Here is an 18,971-nt window from a genome sequence, read left to right as displayed (position 1 = left end):
CTCTCCGACGGTATCATGCCGCCGGAGAGCGATACCGCTACAAACCCTGACACATCTTCCATATTTCCTTCATTTTTGTCCGGTATGAACTGTTTAAACTAGTATGATAAAACGGCTTGGTTATATAGCGTATTGTTTATGTAGCGTACTGTTTTTATGACGCCTAAGCCGTTCCCCGTGCCATCTGGAGTGTTACCCCTTTATTATGAATGCCAAACGTCCCTCACGTCTGTTGATTATTCTTGCTGCCGTTACGCTTACCGCACTACTGCTTTGGCGCCATTTCAGTCAATCCTCGACAACGCCGGTGTCTGGCGGGGAGAAAAACGCGTCTCAATCCCGTGGAAACAGCAATAGCGGTGGACGACATGCGGCGATGAGAGCCTTGCCCCCCGTTCAAGCAGCGTTCACACAATCAGCATCGGTGCCCTATTATCTTTCGGGCCTTGGCACGGTCATCGCCGCCAACACGGTCACGATCCGTAGTCGTGTAAGCGGTGAGTTGATGGCGCTACACTTTCAAGAAGGGCAACAGGTAAAAGCAGGCGATTTACTGGCAGAGATTGACCCGCGCCCTTTTCAGGTTGAACTGACGCAAGCCCAGGGACAGTTGGCTAAAGATCAGGCCGTGCTGGCAAATGCCCGCCAGGATTTATCGCGCTATCAACAACTGGTCAAAACCAACCTGATTTCCCGTCAGGAGTTGGATGCGCAAATCGCCCAGGTCCGTCAGGCTGAAGGTACGCTGAAAGCGGACGAAGGTGCGGTAGCCAGTGCAGAACTCCAGCTGACTTACAGTAAGATTACCGCCCCAATCGATGGACGAGTCGGTTTGAAACAAGTGGACGTAGGGAATTACATCACCAGCAGCGATACCAACGGTCTGGTCGTCATTACACAAACACACCCTATCGATGTGCTTTTTACCGTGCCGGAAGGTGAGATCGCCACCATTTTGAACGCGCAGCAATCGGGCCATACGCCTACGGTTGAAGCCTGGGATCGTGCCAATAAGAAAAAGCTATCACAGGGTCACCTGCTCAGTATGGACAATCAGATCGATGTGACAACCGGCACCATTAAACTCAAGGCGCGTTTTGAAAATCTGGATGACGTGTTATTCCCTAACCAGTTCGTCAATATTCGTATGCAGGTTGATACGCTACAGGATGCCATCGTTGCGCCCACGGCAGCGATACAAATGAGTAACGAGGGCCGTTTTGTCTGGATCCTGAATGACAAAAACGAAGTCAGTAAACGCCAAGTCACTATCGGCATTCAATATGGTCAGCAAGTTGTGATTACTGCCGGTCTTGATGCGGGGGTACAGGTCGTCACCGATGGGATCGATCGCCTGACCGAAGGGGCAAAAGTTGACATTCTATCCTCCAGTGACCTCGCGAAAACGTCGGTCGCCACCGGGGAGAAATCCTGATGCAGGATACGGTGCCCACCCGCGGCGGCGGCCCCTCACGGCTTTTTATTCTACGTCCGGTTGCCACCACACTCCTGATGCTCGCCATTCTGCTGGCTGGATTGATTGGCTATCGGGCGCTGCCCGTTTCCGCGCTACCGGAAGTGGATTACCCCACGATTCAGGTCATCACCCTGTATCCGGGTGCCAGCCCCGACGTGGTGACATCGGCCATTACCGCACCATTGGAACGCCAGTTTGGTCAAATGTCCGGGCTGAAGCAAATGTCGACGCAAAGTTCAGGCGGGGCTTCGGTGATCACACTACAGTTCCAGTTGGAACTGTCGCTGGATATTGCGGAGCAGGATGTACAGGCGGCAATCAATGCGGCTACCAACCTGCTGCCCTCAGACCTCCCCTACCCACCAACCTACAGCAAGGTTAATCCAGCCGATCCTCCGATTATGACGTTGGCGGTCACCTCTAGCGCCATGCCAATGACGCAGGTTCAGGACATGGTCGATAACCGCATCGCGCAAAAGATCTCGCAGGTCACTGGCGTGGGTCTGGTGTCGCTGGCTGGCGGGCAACGTCCTGCGGTTAGAGTGAAATTAAATGCGCCAGCGATGGCGGCTTATGGACTCATTAGCGAGGATGTTCGAACCGCCATCACCGCCGCCAACGTGAATTCAGCCAAAGGCAGCCTCGACGGGCCAACGCGTTCTGTCACGTTGTCCGCCAACGACCAGATGAAATCTGCGGAAGACTATCGGCAATTGATCGTGACATGGCGTAATGAGGCACCAATTCGCCTGCGTGATATTGCCACGGTCGAGCAAGCACCGGAAAATACTTATCTGGCAGCCTGGGCCAATCGCCAGCAAGCCATTATTATCAACATCCAGCGTCAACCCGGTGCCAATGTGATCGCAACCACCGATCGTATTCGTAGCATGTTGCCAGGGCTGGCGGCCAGCTTGCCAAAATCGGTCGAGGTCACCACGCTGACCGATCGCACCACCAGTATTCGAGCGTCGGTCAAAGACGTTCAGTTCGAGCTGTTGCTGGCGATCGCGCTGGTCGTGATGGTGATTTACCTGTTTCTGCGTAACGCGGTTGCGACACTCATTCCCAGTGTCGCCGTGCCGCTGTCGCTGATTGGCACCTTTGCCGCCATGTATTTCCTCGGCTTTTCCATTAATAACCTGACGCTGATGGCGCTCACCATTGCGACTGGCTTTGTGGTCGATGATGCGATCGTGGTGATTGAAAACATTTCCCGTTACATCGAGAAAGGCGAAAAACCGCTTAATGCGGCCTTAAAAGGCGCGGGAGAAATCGGTTTTACCATTATTTCATTGACGTTCTCACTGATTGCCGTACTGATCCCGTTGCTGTTCATGGGCGATATTATCGGACGCCTGTTTCGGGAATTTGCCATCACATTAGCGATTGCCATTCTGATTTCAGCCGTCGTTTCACTCACGCTCACCCCGATGATGTGCGCACGCATGCTTAGTCACCAGTCGCTGCGCAAACAGAACCGTTTTACCCGCGCCAGCGAACATCTGTTTACCCGGCTGGTCGAGGCATATGGTCATTATCTGCGCAAGGTGTTGAATCATCCCTGGCTAACGCTCAGCGTCGCATTAGGCACCCTTCTGATGACCGTCTTGCTTTACCTGTGGATCCCTAAAGGATTCTTTCCGGTACAGGACAACAGCGTGATTCAAGGAACGCTACAAGCGCCGCAATCCGTCTCTTTTAGCAATATGGCAGACCGTCAGCAGCAGGTGACGTCGATCATCATGAAGGACCCGGCAGTCCAAAGCATTGCATCCTTCGTTGGCGTCGATGGAACGAATGCCGCGTTAAACAGTGCGCGTTTACAAATTAACTTGCGCCCTCTAAACGAACGTACCGAACGCATTCCCGATATTATCAGCCGATTGCAGCAACAAACCAACCAACTTCCCGGCATACAGCTTTATTTACAGCCGGTACAAGACTTAACCATCGATACTCAGGTAAGCCGTACACAGTATCAATTTACCTTACAGGCCATGTCTCTCGATGAACTGAGCCTGTGGGTACCCAAACTCATGCAAGAATTACAGACGCTGCCACAGTTGGAAGAGGTGAGCAGTGACTGGCAGGATCGTGCGCCCGTGGCCTATGTTAACGTCAATCGGGACAGCGCCAGCCGTCTGGGGATTACCATGGCACAGGTCGATAACGCGTTGTATAACGCGTTTGGGCAGCGTCTGATTTCTACGATATATACGCAATCCAGCCAGTATCGCGTGGTGCTGGAACATAATACGGTCACACCTCCAACAACCGATAACACCGATACGAGTCGTACCACGACAATACCCCATGCGCTGGAAGCATTGAACGATGTGCGATTAGTGAACAGCGAAGGCGGGAGCATTCCACTCAGCAGCATCGCAACCATTGAAGAACGTCAGGGGCCTTTGGCGATTAATCGTATTGACCAATTTCCCTCCACCACGATCTCGTTTAACGTGAACCGCAACCATTCGCTAGGTGAAGCGGTAGACGCTATTACCCAGGCTGAACAACGCATGAATTTACCCGCCGATATCACCACCCGTTTTCAGGGGAGCTCGCTGGCGTTTCAATCCGCATTGGGCAGCACAGTATGGTTGATTGTCGCGGCCGTTATTGCCATGTATATCGTGCTCGGCGTGCTGTATGAAAGCTTCATTCACCCGGTGACCATCCTTTCTACCTTACCAACGGCAGGCGTTGGCGCACTGCTGGCGCTGATGATGGCCGACAGTGAACTGGATGTGATTGCCATCATCGGTATCATTCTGCTCATCGGTATCGTGAAGAAAAACGCCATTATGATGATCGATTTCGCGCTGGCGGCGGAACGAGAACAGGGAATGACACCCTACGATGCGATCTATCAGGCCTGCCTGCTGCGTTTTCGCCCCATTCTGATGACCACCATGGCGGCGCTGCTCAGTGCCTTACCGCTTATGTTGAGTGGCGGGGTTGGCGCTGAGCTACGACAACCACTCGGCATCTGTATGGTTGGCGGCCTGATCATGAGCCAGATTCTGACGCTGTTTACGACACCGGTCATTTATCTGCTGTTTGACAGGCTGGCGACACGCTCACGCCGTTCGCCACGTCTGGAGGAAGAGACTGAGTGAAGTTCTTCGCCCTGTTCATTCATCGGCCCGTCGCGACCACCTTGCTGACACTGGCGATTACCCTCTGTGGCGTGATGGGATTTCGTCTGCTCCCCGTTTCCCCTCTGCCGCAGGTAGAGTTTCCGGTCATTTTGGTTAGCGCCTCGCTACCGGGTGCCTCGCCGGAAACGATGGCTTCTTCCGTCGCGACGCCACTGGAACGTTCTCTGGGGCGTATTGCTGGCGTCAGTGAAATGACGTCCACCAGTTCACTCGGCAGCACGCGCATTATTTTGGTGTTCGATCTCGAGCGCGAGATTAACGGTGCCGCCCGCGATGTTCAGGCCGCGATCAATGCGGCGCAAAATATGTTGCCGTCCGGAATGTCGAGCCGCCCGGTTTACCGCAAGGTGAACCCTTCTGATGCCCCCATCATGATCCTGACGTTAACGTCTGACACCTACGATCAGGGGAAACTCTATGACTTCGCGTCAACGCAATTGGCACAGAAAATCGCCCAGATGGAAGGCGTCGGCGATGTTTCTATTGGCGGCAGCTCCCTGCCCGCCGTTCGTGTCGCCCTCAATCCTCTGACGCTCTTCAATCAGGGAATATCGCTGGACACGGTACGTCAGGCCATCAGCCAGGCAAATGTACGCCAACCGTTGGGAAATATTGATAATCACCAACAGCATTGGCAGATCCAGACTAACGATGAACTGAAGACGGCGGACGCCTATAAACCACTCATCATTCATTACCGTAACGGTGCGGCGGTACGACTGAGCGATGTTGCAACGGTGGAAGACGCGGTACAAGACGCACGTAACGCCGGGATGGCTGACGGAAAACCGGCGATTCTGGTCATGATCCGTCGATCCCCCGACGCCAATATCATTAAAACGGTCGATAGCATTCGTGCCGCGCTACCAGCACTCCGCGCTACGCTTCCCACCACCATTCAACTGAATGTGGCGCAGGATCGCTCGCCAACCATTCGCGCCTCACTTGCTGAAGTCGAACAATCGCTGGTGATTGCCATCGCGCTGGTCATTCTGGTGGTCTTTCTGTTTTTACGTTCTGGACGCGCCACGCTGATCCCTGCCGTGGCCGTACCGGTTTCACTGATTGGCACATTTGCCGCCATGTATTTATGCGGTTTCAGCCTGAATAACCTCTCATTGATGGCACTGACTATCGCCACCGGTTTCGTCGTAGATGACGCGATTGTGGTGCTGGAAAACATATCTCGCCACATCGAAGCGGGAATGAAACCCAAACAGGCTTCGCTACAAGGCGTGAAGGAGGTGGGATTCACCGTACTTTCGATGAGCCTGTCGCTAGTCGCCGTTTTCATCCCGCTCTTGTTAATGGATGGCTTAGCGGGACGGCTGTTTCGGGAGTTTGCCGTGACGTTATCGGTGGCTATTGTGATTTCCCTGCTGATTTCGCTCACGCTTACGCCCATGATGTGCGCCCGTTTACTACGGGGCACGTCGCCCAAAAACCAACAGCGTAACCGCGGGTTCGGCCGTGTTATCACGGCGGTGCAACAGCACTATGGCCGTTCGCTCAAGTGGGTGCTTAACCATGCTCGCTGGGTATTGCTCCTGCTATTGGGAACGATCGCCCTGAATATTTGGCTGTATATCAGCATACCCAAAACGTTTTTCCCTGAGCAGGATACGGGCAGACTGATGGGGTTCATTCAGGCAGACCAAAGCATCTCTTTTCAAGCGATGAGAGTGAAATTACAAAATTTTATGACCATCGTGCGCGACGATCCGGCTGTGGATAACGTGACGGGCTTTACCGGCGGGATGAGAACCAACAGCGGCTCCATGTTTATCTCCCTTAAGCCGCTATCTGAACGTGATGTCAGCGCCCAGCAGGTCATTAGTCGTCTGAGAATTAAGCTGGCAAAAGAGCCCGGAGCCAATCTGTTTTTAATGCCGGTACAGGATATCCGTATCGGAGGACGGGAAGCGAACGCCAGTTACCAATACACGTTATTATCTGACGATCTTGGCGATCTCCGTTCCTGGGAGCCGAAGATTCGTCACGCGCTGAGCACACTCCCCGAACTGGCCGATGTCAATTCCGATCAGCAAAACAAGGGGGCGGAAATGGCACTCTCTTATGACCGTGACGCCATGGCGCAGTTAGAGATCAGTGTTGCCAGCGCCAACGCATTGTTGAATAACGCATTTGGGCAACGACAGATCTCCACCATTTATCAGCCGCTCAATCAATATAAAGTCGTCATGGAGGTCGATTCAGCCTATACGCAAGACGTCAGTTCGCTGGATAAGATGTTTGTGATTAATAACGACGGTAAGCCTATCCCATTGTCTTACTTTGCGCATTGGCAGCCCATTAATGCACCGCTGTCGGTCAATCATCAGGGGCTGTCAGCCGCTTCAACCATTTCATTTAACTTACCGGAAGGGTCGACGCTGTCACAAGCCACCACGGCGATTGAACGGGCCATGACCTCGCTGGGCGTCCCCTCAACCGTTCGAGGAGAATTCTCCGGTACCGCACAGGCGTTTCAGCAGTCACAATCCTCCCAGCTATTGCTGATTCTGGCTGCCATCATCACGGTCTATATCGTGTTGGGAATATTGTACGAAAGTTACGTACATCCGCTCACCATCCTGTCCACCTTGCCTTCTGCGGGCGTAGGCGCGTTGTTAGCACTGGAATGGTTTGGATCACCGTTCAGTTTAATCGCGCTTATTGGCATTATGCTGTTGATCGGTATTGTTAAGAAGAATGCCATTATGATGGTGGATTTTGCTTTAGTGGCGCAGCGAACCGGCGGTATGAGTGCTAAAGACGCGATTTTTCAGGCCAGTCTGTTACGATTCCGGCCGATTATGATGACCACGTTAGCCGCGCTGTTCGGCGCGCTGCCGCTGGTGCTTAGCACCGGTGACGGTGCCGAGCTACGTCAGCCATTAGGTATCACCATCGTCGGCGGGTTAGTGATGAGCCAACTATTGACGCTCTACACCACGCCGGTGGTCTACCTGTTTTTTGATCGTCTGCGGATGATGCGACGTAAAACGCCGGAGAAAGCGTTGTCACTGTCGTGATGAAGTCGCATTGATAATGAGGAAGTCTTAAATATGCCCCGACCGGCCTCCGTGCGCTGGCAACTGTGGATCGTCGCCTTTGGCTTCTTTATGCAGACGCTGGATACGACGATAGTGAATACGGCCTTGCCATCGATGGCTGCCAGCCTGAATGAAAGCCCGCTGCATATGCATTCGGTCATTGTTTCTTACGTTCTGACGGTCGCCGTCATGCTACCGGCCAGCGGCTGGTTGGCGGACCGAATCGGCGTGAAGAATATTTTTTTCGCGGCAATTCTGCTTTTCACGCTGGGTTCACTGCTATGCGCACGTTCAGAAACATTAAATGAACTGCTGATCTCGCGAGTCATTCAGGGCGTGGGAGGTGCCATGATGGTGCCGGTAGGCCGTTTGACGGTGATGAAAATCGTCCCGCGCGATCAATATATGGCCGCGATGACATTCGTGACATTGCCCGGTCAGATTGGCCCGCTCATGGGGCCAGCACTTGGCGGCTTTCTGGTCGAATACGCCAGTTGGCACTGGATTTTTCTTATCAACCTGCCGGTCGGCATTATCGGTGCGTTGGCAACCTGGCTGCTGATGCCTAATTACACCATGCAAACTCAGCGTTTCGATATCAGCGGTTTCCTTTGGCTGGTCGTCGGCATGGCGACACTCACCTTGGCTTTAGATGGTCACCGTAGCCTGGGTATTCCACCGATCGCCATTTTTGCATTGATCGCGATAGGATTGATCGCATTATTGAGCTACTGGTTACATGCCCGACATAACGAGCGAGCGCTATTCAATTTACGACTGTTCGATACTCATACCTTCTCTATTGGTCTGACCGGAGGGCTACTGGCGCGTATCGGTAGCGGCATGTTACCGTTCATGACCCCGCTGTTTTTACAACTGGGAATGGGATTTTCCCCCTTCCATGCTGGGCTGATGATGGTGCCGATGGTGCTTGGCAGCATGGGGATGAAACGTGTCGTCGTGCAGATCGTCAATCGATTCGGTTACCGCAGAGTATTAGTCGCCTCCACACTGTTGCTGGCGCTGGTTACCGCGTTGTTCGCCTTAGTGGCACTGATGAAATGGATCTGGATGATCCCGATCGTGTTGTTCTTCCTTGGAACGGTAAACGCCATCCGCTTCTCGACCATGAATACGATCACGTTGAAAGATCTACCGGATGCGCTCGCCAGTGGGGGTAATAGTCTGCTGTCAATGACAATGCAATTGTCTACCAGTCTGGGCGTGAGCATTGCAGGTATCCTGTTAGGCATGTTTTCTCAACCGCACATGACGGCAGGGAGTGGCGAAACCCACACCGTGTTCCTCTACACGTATCTCAGCATGGTGGTTATCATTGCCCTGCCCGCGTTGATTTTTAAACGTGTGCCAACCGATGCCGTTAAGCAATCCACGCTCTCCCGTCGATCGTGAGGTCATCATGAAATTCGGAATCACCGCCAAGCTCTTTCTCGCGATTTTCGCCACCTGCATGCTGGTGCTGATCACCATGCACTGGGGGGTACGCGTCAGTTTTGAACGCGGGTTCATTGACTACATCAAACACGGTAACGAACAACGCGTTGTTCAGTTGCGTGATGCATTAGCTGAGCAATATCAACAGCATGGTAACTGGTCGTTTTTGCGCAATAATGAACGGCTGGTGTTTAAAATGCTGCATTCCATGGATCAAAACACCGATGACAATACTCATAACGGCATGCAAGGCTGGCGGGTACGTCTCTGGGTGTTGGATGCGGAAAAAAACAAGCTGTTTGGCTCACCCGCGCCCGTGTCCAGAGACAGCACATGGCAGCCGATTATCGTACACCAGCAAACCGTTGGCTGGATTGTCGCTTCTCCGATTGAACGACTCACCCGCAATGCCGACATCAACTTTGATCGACAGCAGCAGAGAACCAGTTGGCTGATTGTCGCCCTGTCGACGCTGCTGGCGATCATTGCCACCTGGTTAACCTCACGTGGCCTATTGGCCCCGGTAAAACGGCTGGTCAATGGCATACACCATTTGGCGGCTGGGGATTTCAGCGCACGCGTGCCGGCGAATACACACGATGAACTGGGGCGCTTAGCGCAGGACTTTAACCAACTCGCCAGCGCGTTGGAAAAAAATGAGCAATCCCGTCGTGATTTTATGGCCGATGTCTCTCATGAACTGAGAACGCCCTTAGCCGTACTGCGTGGCGAGCTTGAGGCGCTGCAAGATGGTGTTCGCCAACCCAATGCCAGCTCATTGAGTTCATTACAGGCTGAAGTGACAACGTTGACCAAGTTGGTAGACGACCTTCATCAGCTATCACTCTCCGATCTTGGCGCGCTGGCCTATCGTCGCGTCGCCGTGGATATTGTGCAATTGATCCATATTGCCATTGCCGCCTTTGGCGATCGCTATCAGAAAAAACAGATAGATCTGACCATCGATCTTCCCGAACATGCCACGGTTTTCGGCGATCCCGATCGGCTAGGCCAACTGTTCAATAACCTGCTGGAAAATAGCCTGCGCTATACTGACGAACAGGGAAGAATGGCGGTTCGCGTCGTACGACGCCAAAAATTGCTGCTAATCACCTGGCAAGACAGCGCTCCTGGCGTCACCGAAGAGCAACTGGCGCTGATTTTTGAACGATTTTACCGGGCAGAAAACTCACGCAACCGTGCCAGCGGAGGCTCTGGTTTGGGGTTAGCCATCTGCAAAAATATCGTTGAGGCTCATGGAGGACGGTTGTATGCTGAACATTCCTCATGGGGTGGCTTATTGATTACCGTTGAACTCCCTTTTCTTTCAACGGAATAGCGTGCCAATACGGAATCTGAAACAATGACAACTGAATCCACGTTAGCCAACCCACCTCCCATCTTGATCGTCGAAGACGAACCCAAGCTAGGGCAATTGCTGGTCGATTACCTGCAAACAGCAGATTATCCCACCCACTGGATCACCGACGGAAATCATGTTGTTGACTGGGTGCGTTACCATTCACCCGCATTGATTTTATTAGATCTTATGCTGCCGGGCTGTGATGGGCTGACAATCTGCCGCACCATTCGCCAGTTTTCTAACGTGCCAATCATTATGGTGACGGCGCGTATTGAGGAAATTGACCGTTTACTCGGTTTAGAGATCGGTGCTGATGATTACATTTGCAAACCTTTCAGCCCACGGGAAGTGGTCGTTAGGGTCAGAACGTTGCTTCGCCGCTGCGGTTGGCAAAATGAATCGCAGCATCCACAGGAAAAAACCGCATTACTGATTGATAAAAACGGTTTTCAGGCCAGTTACCTCGGCCAGAATCTCGATCTCACTCCGGCAGAATTCAGACTGCTCAAAACGCTTTCTACCGAACCGGGCAAAGTTTTTTCCCGTGAAGCCTTGTTGGATAAGCTTTATGACGATTACCGTGTCGTGACCGATCGTACCATTGATAGCCATATCAAAAATCTGCGACGCAAGCTGGAACAGATTGATGATGAAACTTCATTTATCCGCACAGTTTACGGTATTGGTTATCGTTGGGAAGCCGCGCCTTGCGATGCGATTTAATCCCGATCCGACTTTCCGGCCAAACCGCACAACGGCTCGTCAAAAAATCTGTTTAACATATTTAAAAATTTGTCATTTTTTCTTTCTCTTAGGCTGTTAATCTTCCTAATCTAAAATAATGATGAAGACATATAGGACGAGGGGATAAAACGATGTCAGGTTTAGTAGACGGTAAATGGGTTAATGGTGATGTTGCCGCCGAGGAAATCAAAAATGGCGCGTTTCACCGACAGGAAACCACCTTCCGGCACAGTGAGATTATTCCCGAACCGGGTCGTTACCAGCTTTTTGTCTCCTACCTTTGCCCGTGGGCTTCCCGCACGCTGATCTTTCGCAAGCTAAAAGCACTGGAAGATATCATTCAGGTATCCATTGCTGAACCGCGCATCGGCGATAACGGCTGGGAATTCACCACCCCGCAGGATGCGGGCAAACACATTGAGCCCGTTCGTTTTCTGCATCAGCTATATACCGCCAGCGAACCGCACTACACAGGAAAAGTCTCAGTGCCGGTTTTATGGGATCGTATCGAAGGACGAATTGTGAATAACGAATCGGCCGATATTATTCGTATTCTGAACCACGCCTTTAACGATCTGAATAACAACCGTCTGGACTTTTACCCGACCACGCTGCACGACGAGATCCATCGTTGGAATGAGACGATCTATCACAATGTCAATAATGGTGTGTATAAAACAGGCTTTGCCAAAACACAGGAAAGTTACGATCTCTCGGTTACCGCATTGTTCGACACACTGGATGAACTGGAAGCGCACCTGGCAACCCATCGTTATCTCGCGGGCGATACCCTGACCGAGGCAGACTGGCGTCTTTTTGTCACGCTAGTCCGTTTTGATGTTGCCTACCATGGTGCATTTAAATGTAACCTGCGCCGAATTGAAGATTATGCCAATTTGTCGAACTACCTGCGTGAACTGTATCAGTGGCCAGGAATATCCGAGACGGTGAATATCCCTCATATCAAGGCGGGCTATTATGGTATCGCCTGGCTGAACCCAACTCAAATTGTCCCTGTCGGCCCCAGTGTGGCTTTATCTCGCCCACACAATCGCGCGGCGCTAGGTGAATCAATCGTTGCCAGCCGCGTATAATCGCCTGTAAGCCTGCGCCTTTGTTACTCGCAGGCTATCAACCGATCGCGCCTCAAATAAGCCTACTTTTCGTCGTCCATCTGCTGCATTTTCTACAGATTAGCGTTAGAATCCCCCGCCTTTACTGCCCCCTGTCGGGGTAGCCTGACTTGTCATCAGAATCGAGAATCTCACCATGTTCAAACCGGAACTACTTTCTCCGGCCGGTACGCTGAAAAATATGCGTTACGCCTTTGCCTATGGCGCTGACGCTATTTATGCTGGTCAACCTCGTTATAGCCTGCGGGTTCGCAACAACGAATTCAATCATCAGACGTTGGCTCAAGCCATTAACGAAGCCCACGAACTGGGCAAAAAATTCTATGTTGTTGTGAATATTGCTCCGCATAACGCCAAGCTGAAAACATTCTTACGCGATCTTCAACCCGTAGTTGAAATGGGACCAGATGCGCTGATTATGTCAGATCCCGGTTTGATCATGCTGGTGCGAGAAAACTTTCCCCAGATGCAGATCCATCTTTCTGTTCAGGCAAATGCCGTGAACTGGGCAACGGTGAAATTCTGGCAGCAGATGGGGTTAAGTCGTGTCATTTTATCCCGCGAACTGTCGTTGGAAGAGGTTGAAGAAATCCGTAAGCAAGTACCGGAAATGGAGCTGGAGATTTTTGTGCACGGTGCGCTGTGTATGGCCTATTCCGGACGTTGCCTCTTATCCGGCTATATCAACAAACGCGATCCGAATCAGGGAACCTGCACCAATGCCTGCCGTTGGGAGTATAAGGTTCAGGAAGGTAAAGAAGACGAAGTCGGTAATATCGTCCATCAGCACGAACCCATTGCCGTGAAAAACGTTGAGCCAACGCTGGGTATCGGTGAACCTACCGATAAAGTTTTTATGCTGGAAGAAAGCCAGCGCCCCGGCGAATATATGAGTGCCTTTGAAGATGAACACGGCACCTATATCATGAATTCCCGCGATTTACGCGCGATTCAACACGTGGAACGCCTGACGCAAATGCAGGTGCACTCGCTGAAAATAGAAGGCCGTACCAAGTCATTCTATTACTGTGCCCGTACCGCACAGGTTTATCGCCGCGCCATCGACGACGCCGTTGCGGGTAAACCGTTCGATCCGACATTACTACAAACGCTGGAAGGTCTGGCCCATCGTGGTTATACCGAAGGTTTCCTGCGCCGCCACGTTCATGAAGATTATCAGAATTATGACTACGGCTATTCCGTGTCGGATCGTCAGCAGTTTGTTGGGGAATTCACCGGTGTGCGCCGCGATGGTTTAGCGGAAGTCGCCGTCAAAAACAAATTCTCCTGCGGCGACAGCGTGGAAATGATGACGCCTGGCGGTAATGTTCAATTCACCATTGAATCCATGCAAAATACCAAAGGTCAGGCCACGGATGTCGCACCAGGCAACGGACACATTGTCTACTTACCGGTTCCCGACGATATCGCGCTGGATTATGCCTTGCTATTACGTAACTTACCCGGCACGACCACCCGCAATCCTAACGCGAAATAACCTCCATTGAACAGGCTGGTTTATCGCCAGTCTGTTCAGCAAAAACCACGGCCACAATCCTGTGGCAGGTGATAGGGCGGTAACATTCATGCAAGATAGTCGGTATTGCCACAAAGTGCAGGGCTTTTAATAAATATTAGAATCAGATCACATCAATTACGAAACCATCTGGTTACTATTGCGTCGCTGAGAAAATCTAAAATGAAAAATAAGCGTAGTGATACTACTAGGAACCACCTCCTTGGCCAGCTCAATCTCCCTTGAGCTGGCTTTTTCTTTTCTCGCATCCGCCGCTTTCACACCAACATCACGCTGACCATCGCACTATTCACCGATTCTTCCGATACCTGTGTTGATATTTCCTGACTATGATTATCAGGCATTATGTTTATATCCAATGCCCTGATCTGAGATGGAGAATACTATGGATAAGCGCCCGGTGACCTTACTCATTCTGAATGGAAAAAGCGCGGATAACGAGGAACTGCGCGAAGCCATTATAGCATTCCGTCAAGATGGCTATTCATTGGATGTGCGCGTCACCTGGGAGTTTGGCGATGCCCGACGTTACGTAGAAGAAGCCATTCATTTGAACGCCGACAATGTCATTGCCGCTGGCGGCGATGGCACCGTCAATGAAGTGGCAGCCGCGCTTGCCAGCCAACCGGAGGGGAAACGCCCCTGTCTGGGTATTATTCCGCTGGGAACGGCAAACGATTTTGCAACCAGTTGCCAAATTCCATTAGCCCCTCATCAGGCATTAATCTTAGCCATTAAAGGCCGCGCAACGGCAATCGATATGGCGAAGGTGAATGATAAACACTATTTCATCAATATGGCGACCGGTGGCTTCGCCACGCGGATCACCTCAGAAACGCCAGCCAAAATGAAATCAGCGTTGGGTGGGGCATCTTATGTTCTTCATGCCCTGTTTCGTATGGATATGCTGCAAGCCGAACGTTGCGAGATTCGCGGACCGGGCTTTAACTGGTCAGGCGACACAATGGTGATTGCGATAGGCAATGGTCGCCAAGCTGGCGGAGGACAAGTCCTTTGCCCGGATGCTTTGATCAATGATGGTTTTCTGGAGCTTAGCGTACTTTCCGCTCAGGAACTCCTGCCCAATATGCTTCAGGCATGGTTCACCGGCAGTGAGAACCAGAATATGATCTCCGCCACGCTGCCCTGGTTGGAAATTATCGCGCCAGATGAAATGACATTTAATCTGGATGGCGAACCACTCAAATCAACACACTTTCACATTGAAATACTGCCTGCCGCCATTCAGTGTCGTTTACCGCCGCAGTGCGCTTTACTGGGATAGTCGATATCCCAGAGCCAGGTTGATTGAACAAAGCATAGGATTAACACACGCTATTCGCGCTTTAGTCGGTTACTGTTTGCCAGATAAAGCGCCACTACCAGCACTAAAATAGCGGCCGAATACATCAGCGTATCGGACGGACTTTTGTGATCGACAATGATCAATCGGATAATGGCAGTAATGCCGATATAGACAAAATAGCGCAGTGGAAAGTGGTAACCCGACTGAAAATATTTAACAATTAACGCAATAAACTCAAAGTAGAGGAAGTAAATCACGATCCCCTCGATCAATTGATAAGAGGAGTCTTTCTCATTACTGATCAACAATACCTTCGCCAGATGTACCGTCTCCTTGACCAAAAAAATAACCAATATTATCGCCAACACCAGCAGTCCAATATTTAATATCGTCTGAAGCACCTTAGCGGCCATCACGCTACGAGCCGAACCTGCCATATCCATTCCCTCATACCCATTACATTATTTGCCATTTAAAGACAGGTTTGCCATTAAAGGCAGGTTTACGATGAAAGGTAAGTTGTTCTTGTTATTGTCTTGCTTATCCGGCAAGTGTACGTTCTCGATATGTCAGAAAATCGGCAACCTGATGTCACCGATTGTTAACCTATCTGCCAAAAATTACCGAGCGCACATCAGAATGTCTACGCGTTTCAGCACTTAATTTAATTAGGATTGATAGAACGGACATCATCGCAGGATATGTCTTGCCAGATAACTGGCAAGACGGCATCGAATCTGAGCGACGATTTAAGACCGGTTGTGATTTAAGACCAGTATAAGACGTCGTGCGATAGGCTTCACCACCAGCGATGGAAGTGGTGTACAGGCCCAATCCCCTGCCCTACTTCGAGTGAATCTGCCTGCTGTAAGGCCTGTTGCAGATAAGCTTTCGCCTCGCTCACCGTCTCCTGCCAGGACGCCAGCCGTGGACGCAACGCAGCCAACGCCGCAGAGAGTGTACAGCCCGTACCATGCGTATGGCGGGTATTCACGCGTGAAGAGGTAAAACGCAGCGGTGGAGCATCACGACTGAATAACCAATCCGGGCTTTCTTCTTCACTCAAATGTCCGCCCTTCATCAACACCGCATGACACCCTAGTGATAGCAAAGCCTCTCCTTGCTCAACCATCTCCTGCTCGTTGGCCGCTGGCGAACAATTCAGCAAAGCGGCGGCTTCCGGTAAGTTAGGCGTAATGAGCGACACCAAAGGCAACAGAGATCGCCGCAGGGAATCCACCGCATCAGGAGAAAGTAGCGGATCGCCGCTTTTCGCCAACATGACCGTATCCAGCACCACATAAGGCAGTGAGTAATGTTGGAGACGTTCAGCAACGGCTTCGACAATATCCGCCTCCGCCAGCATCCCAATTTTAGCGCTATCAATACGAACATCACTGAGCACCGAGTCTAGCTGAGCCGCGACGAAATCGGGTTCGATGCGATAAACCGACTGCACCCCGCGCGTGTTTTGTGCCACCAGCGCAGTAATCACCGTGGTGCCATACGCCCCTAATGCGGAAAACGTTTTTAAATCGGCCTGGATACCTGCACCGCCGCTAGGATCGGTACCTGCAATCGAGAGAGCATTGATCCGTTTCATACCAACGCCTCCGCACGTAAACCATATAGCTGGTCGAGAAAAGCCGGAATAAAGCTTCCCGGCCCTTGCGCCAATGAAGCTGCCCGCTCGCCTGCAAACGACATAACATGGCACGCAGCGGCAACATGTTGTAAACGGTCGCCCTCAAGCGCGCAAAACCCGGCAACGACCGCCGATAATGCGCACCCGGTTCCCACGACGCGAGTCATCATTTTATCGCCGCCGCTGATCAAGAAATCCCGTTGACCATCCGTTACGTAATCCCTTTCTCCCGTAACGGCAACAACCGTAGACAGACGGCGAGCCAGTTCACGTGCCGCAGGCAGTGCACTTAGCGAATCGCTGGTGCTGTCCACGCCACGCCCTTGCGTATTCATGCCAGACAGCGCCATGATCTCAGAGGCATTTCCGCGAATCGCCGCGGGTGCCAGCGTCAACAACTCATGAGCAAATCGCGTTCGATACGTTAATCCGCCGACGGCGACAGGATCGAGTACCCACGGCGTCCCCGCCTGATTTGCACTCTGTATCGCTGCCAACATAGCATCAGCGCGATCGTGCTCCAGCGTTCCGATGTTAATTAACAACGCATCGGCTAACGCACTGAATTGAGCAGCCTCATCAGGATCGACAACCATGGCTGGCGAGGCGTTTAACGCCAATAAGACATTCGCCGTAAACGACTGCACCACATCATTGGTCAGACAGTGGACTAACGGAGATCGAGCATGGAATTGCGTTAATGACGCAGCCGTACAGGCTACGGATAAAGAGACAGGTCGAGTGTTCATCATTCTCCCAACCGGCGTTCAAGAAGGCGGTAACCGGCTGGAATACCGTGACTTCCCTCCGCTGGCATTATCCAGTTCAGGTAATACGGGTATTTCTCAGCCCTTTACCAAGAAAGGGGCACCCCGAGTCATGTACTTACGGTTGCAGCATAAGTAAGTGGTGTACGTAAAGCAAGCAGACGGTACATTCTGCCGATAAATCCGGTTTGCATGGTATATCCGTCATACTTCAAGTTGCCTGTGCGTTGGCTGCGCTCGTTACTCGGCTCACTTACTTGAGTAAGCTCATCGGGATTAAATGAGAGACATCCTGAATAATTCGAGTGGAGAGAAAAATTATCATTTTAAATAACACAGATAATTTGAATTATTTAGGATCTATCAATCAATTCGTATCTTACTGTAAAAATCATTCTCCAGCATTTTCTCCATAATAGCCTTGATCTCGATAGAAAGGCTTTTGTAAAAATCAGACAATTCGTCATCCCGGCATAACAACACAATTTTTCGATTCTCTTTACGATGGTTAATGTCTATAAACTTTAACGCATCAAAAAATGAGGGATTAATAGAAACAAACAGCGGCGTTGTTAATGTCCAACCATAGCCACAGGCAATGAGTCTGATAATATCGTCAGCATTGCTGATTTCAAATTGAATGTTAGGATTGAAGTTATTCCATTTCAACCAGTTAAGCGTCTGCACACCCGTTGGGGTATCACTGGTATACGCAATATAATCCCGGTTTTTACATAATGCGTTCAAACTGGTTTCTGACCACGATTTAGGGCAGACACACATAAATTCTTCTTCAATCAAAGGATATATTCTCACACCGCTGGGTATTTCCGTGTGAAGCATGGTCACCGCCAGATTAATTTCCCCTTTGTTTAAAGCCGCTAATAAACCCGATGCCGTTCCCGTAATTTGGTAAACATGCTTAACCTTTGGTTGAAGCGTTTTAAGAATATCAAGCCCTACGGTTTTACTAATCGAGTCGACAAATCCAATTTTTAAATATGAAATCTGTCCTTGCCTGATCGCATTAATATGCTCTTGTAAGTAGACCCCTTCATTGATCAGCCTTTTTCCAAGTTGATACAGCGCCTGCCCGGTAATCGTCATCTGAATAGGGCGTTGAGAACGATTAATCAACTCGGTTTTGAGGGCATTCTCTAAATTGGCAATCTGCTGCGAGATAGAAGACTGTGTCAAATTCAGTTTTCTGGCGGCAGCCGTGAATGAGCCCGTCTCGGTGACAGCAAGAAACGACTGCAACTGCTTAAAATCAAAATTTATCTCTTTCATATCCCGCCATACTATTAATTTTTTTAATAAA

13 protein-coding genes and 1 riboswitch are annotated in these 18,971 nt (G+C 51.0%); of the genes, 9 read left to right on the top strand and 4 right to left on the bottom strand.

Annotated features, from left to right (window positions below; all coding sequences use genetic code 11):
* Positions 1 to 205 precede the first annotated feature (205 nt).
* The 9 genes from ACKPVM_RS02795 to yegS all read left to right on the top strand — a co-directional run bounded on the left by ACKPVM_RS02795 (position 206) and on the right by yegS (position 15,217).
* Entirely contained in the window at positions 206 to 1,435 is a 1,230-nt protein-coding gene (locus tag ACKPVM_RS02795; RefSeq protein WP_409306716.1) for an MdtA/MuxA family multidrug efflux RND transporter periplasmic adaptor subunit, read from the top strand.
* Positions 1,435 to 4,602: an MdtB/MuxB family multidrug efflux RND transporter permease subunit gene (locus ACKPVM_RS02790; RefSeq protein WP_409306714.1), complete on the top strand. Its 3,168-nt coding sequence runs from the start codon at positions 1,435 to 1,437 to the stop codon at positions 4,600 to 4,602. The genes ACKPVM_RS02795 and ACKPVM_RS02790 overlap by 1 nt, the downstream gene beginning before the upstream one ends.
* Positions 4,599 to 7,679, top strand: a complete 3,081-nt coding sequence (mdtC, locus tag ACKPVM_RS02785; protein WP_409306712.1) for a multidrug efflux RND transporter permease subunit MdtC — start codon at positions 4,599 to 4,601, stop codon at positions 7,677 to 7,679. The genes ACKPVM_RS02790 and mdtC overlap by 4 nt, the downstream gene beginning before the upstream one ends.
* Before the next feature lie 33 nt (positions 7,680 to 7,712).
* Entirely contained in the window at positions 7,713 to 9,113 is a 1,401-nt protein-coding gene (locus ACKPVM_RS02780) for an MFS transporter (protein WP_409306710.1), read from the top strand.
* A gap of 7 nt (positions 9,114 to 9,120) precedes the next feature.
* The gene (gene baeS / locus ACKPVM_RS02775) at positions 9,121 to 10,494 is read left to right on the top strand and encodes an envelope stress sensor histidine kinase BaeS (RefSeq protein WP_409306949.1); all 1,374 of its coding nucleotides are present in this window, start codon (positions 9,121 to 9,123) and stop codon (positions 10,492 to 10,494) included.
* A gap of 24 nt (positions 10,495 to 10,518) precedes the next feature.
* Positions 10,519 to 11,241, top strand: coding sequence for an envelope stress response regulator BaeR (gene baeR / locus ACKPVM_RS02770; protein WP_409306708.1), 723 nt, complete (start codon positions 10,519 to 10,521; stop codon positions 11,239 to 11,241).
* A gap of 152 nt (positions 11,242 to 11,393) precedes the next feature.
* Positions 11,394 to 12,356: a glutathione S-transferase family protein gene (locus ACKPVM_RS02765; protein ID WP_409306706.1), complete on the top strand. Its 963-nt coding sequence runs from the start codon at positions 11,394 to 11,396 to the stop codon at positions 12,354 to 12,356.
* A 175-nt stretch (positions 12,357 to 12,531) separates the two neighbouring features.
* On the top strand, positions 12,532 to 13,893 hold the full coding sequence (trhP, locus tag ACKPVM_RS02760; RefSeq protein WP_409306705.1) for a prephenate-dependent tRNA uridine(34) hydroxylase TrhP: 1,362 nt from the start codon (positions 12,532 to 12,534) through the stop codon (positions 13,891 to 13,893).
* Between the two features lie 424 nt (positions 13,894 to 14,317).
* On the top strand, positions 14,318 to 15,217 hold the full coding sequence (gene yegS / locus ACKPVM_RS02755; protein WP_409306703.1) for a lipid kinase YegS: 900 nt from the start codon (positions 14,318 to 14,320) through the stop codon (positions 15,215 to 15,217).
* A gap of 50 nt (positions 15,218 to 15,267) precedes the next feature.
* Here yegS and psiE read toward each other — a convergent pair whose 3' ends face one another.
* The 4 genes from psiE to ACKPVM_RS02735 all read right to left on the bottom strand — a co-directional run bounded on the left by psiE (position 15,268) and on the right by ACKPVM_RS02735 (position 18,940).
* Positions 15,268 to 15,675, bottom strand: a complete 408-nt coding sequence (gene psiE / locus ACKPVM_RS02750; RefSeq protein ID WP_409306701.1) for a phosphate-starvation-inducible protein PsiE — start codon at positions 15,673 to 15,675, stop codon at positions 15,268 to 15,270.
* A gap of 362 nt (positions 15,676 to 16,037) precedes the next feature.
* The gene (gene thiD, locus ACKPVM_RS02745) at positions 16,038 to 16,841 is read right to left on the bottom strand and encodes a bifunctional hydroxymethylpyrimidine kinase/phosphomethylpyrimidine kinase (RefSeq protein ID WP_409306699.1); all 804 of its coding nucleotides are present in this window, start codon (positions 16,839 to 16,841) and stop codon (positions 16,038 to 16,040) included.
* Entirely contained in the window at positions 16,838 to 17,632 is a 795-nt protein-coding gene (gene thiM / locus ACKPVM_RS02740; RefSeq protein ID WP_409306947.1) for a hydroxyethylthiazole kinase, read from the bottom strand. The genes thiD and thiM overlap by 4 nt, the downstream gene beginning before the upstream one ends.
* A 36-nt stretch (positions 17,633 to 17,668) precedes the next feature.
* Positions 17,669 to 17,768, bottom strand: a riboswitch (TPP riboswitch).
* 245 nt (positions 17,769 to 18,013) lie between these two features.
* Complete coding sequence (locus tag ACKPVM_RS02735; RefSeq protein WP_409306697.1) at positions 18,014 to 18,940, bottom strand: LysR family transcriptional regulator; 927 nt, start codon at positions 18,938 to 18,940, stop codon at positions 18,014 to 18,016.
* Between the last annotated feature and the right edge of the window lie 31 nt (positions 18,941 to 18,971).

Origin of the sequence: Pectobacterium hainanensis, from assembly GCF_046237015.1 — a bacterium.
Lineage (GTDB): Bacteria > Pseudomonadota > Gammaproteobacteria > Enterobacterales > Enterobacteriaceae > JBJYIN01.
The sequence above is the reverse complement of the archived record's forward strand: the minus strand, read 5'-3'. Positions and strand labels throughout refer to the sequence as shown.

Excerpts from the sequence above, each read along its gene's own strand:
- trhP (WP_409306705.1), top strand. The coding sequence starts at position 12,532 with ATGTTCAAACCGGAACTACTTTCTCCGGCCGGTACGCTGAAAAATATG.
- thiD (WP_409306699.1), bottom strand. The coding sequence starts at position 16,841 with ATGAAACGGATCAATGCTCTCTCGATTGCAGGTACCGATCCTAGCGGC.
- ACKPVM_RS02790 (WP_409306714.1), top strand. The coding sequence starts at position 1,435 with ATGCAGGATACGGTGCCCACCCGCGGCGGCGGCCCCTCACGGCTTTTT.
- yegS (WP_409306703.1), top strand. The coding sequence starts at position 14,318 with ATGGATAAGCGCCCGGTGACCTTACTCATTCTGAATGGAAAAAGCGCG.
- ACKPVM_RS02765 (WP_409306706.1), top strand. The coding sequence starts at position 11,394 with ATGTCAGGTTTAGTAGACGGTAAATGGGTTAATGGTGATGTTGCCGCC.
- ACKPVM_RS02795 (WP_409306716.1), top strand. The coding sequence starts at position 206 with ATGAATGCCAAACGTCCCTCACGTCTGTTGATTATTCTTGCTGCCGTT.
- thiM (WP_409306947.1), bottom strand. The coding sequence starts at position 17,632 with ATGAACACTCGACCTGTCTCTTTATCCGTAGCCTGTACGGCTGCGTCA.
- baeS (WP_409306949.1), top strand. The coding sequence starts at position 9,121 with ATGAAATTCGGAATCACCGCCAAGCTCTTTCTCGCGATTTTCGCCACC.
- ACKPVM_RS02780 (WP_409306710.1), top strand. The coding sequence starts at position 7,713 with ATGCCCCGACCGGCCTCCGTGCGCTGGCAACTGTGGATCGTCGCCTTT.
- psiE (WP_409306701.1), bottom strand. The coding sequence starts at position 15,675 with ATGGCAGGTTCGGCTCGTAGCGTGATGGCCGCTAAGGTGCTTCAGACG.
- baeR (WP_409306708.1), top strand. The coding sequence starts at position 10,519 with ATGACAACTGAATCCACGTTAGCCAACCCACCTCCCATCTTGATCGTC.
- ACKPVM_RS02735 (WP_409306697.1), bottom strand. The coding sequence starts at position 18,940 with ATGAAAGAGATAAATTTTGATTTTAAGCAGTTGCAGTCGTTTCTTGCT.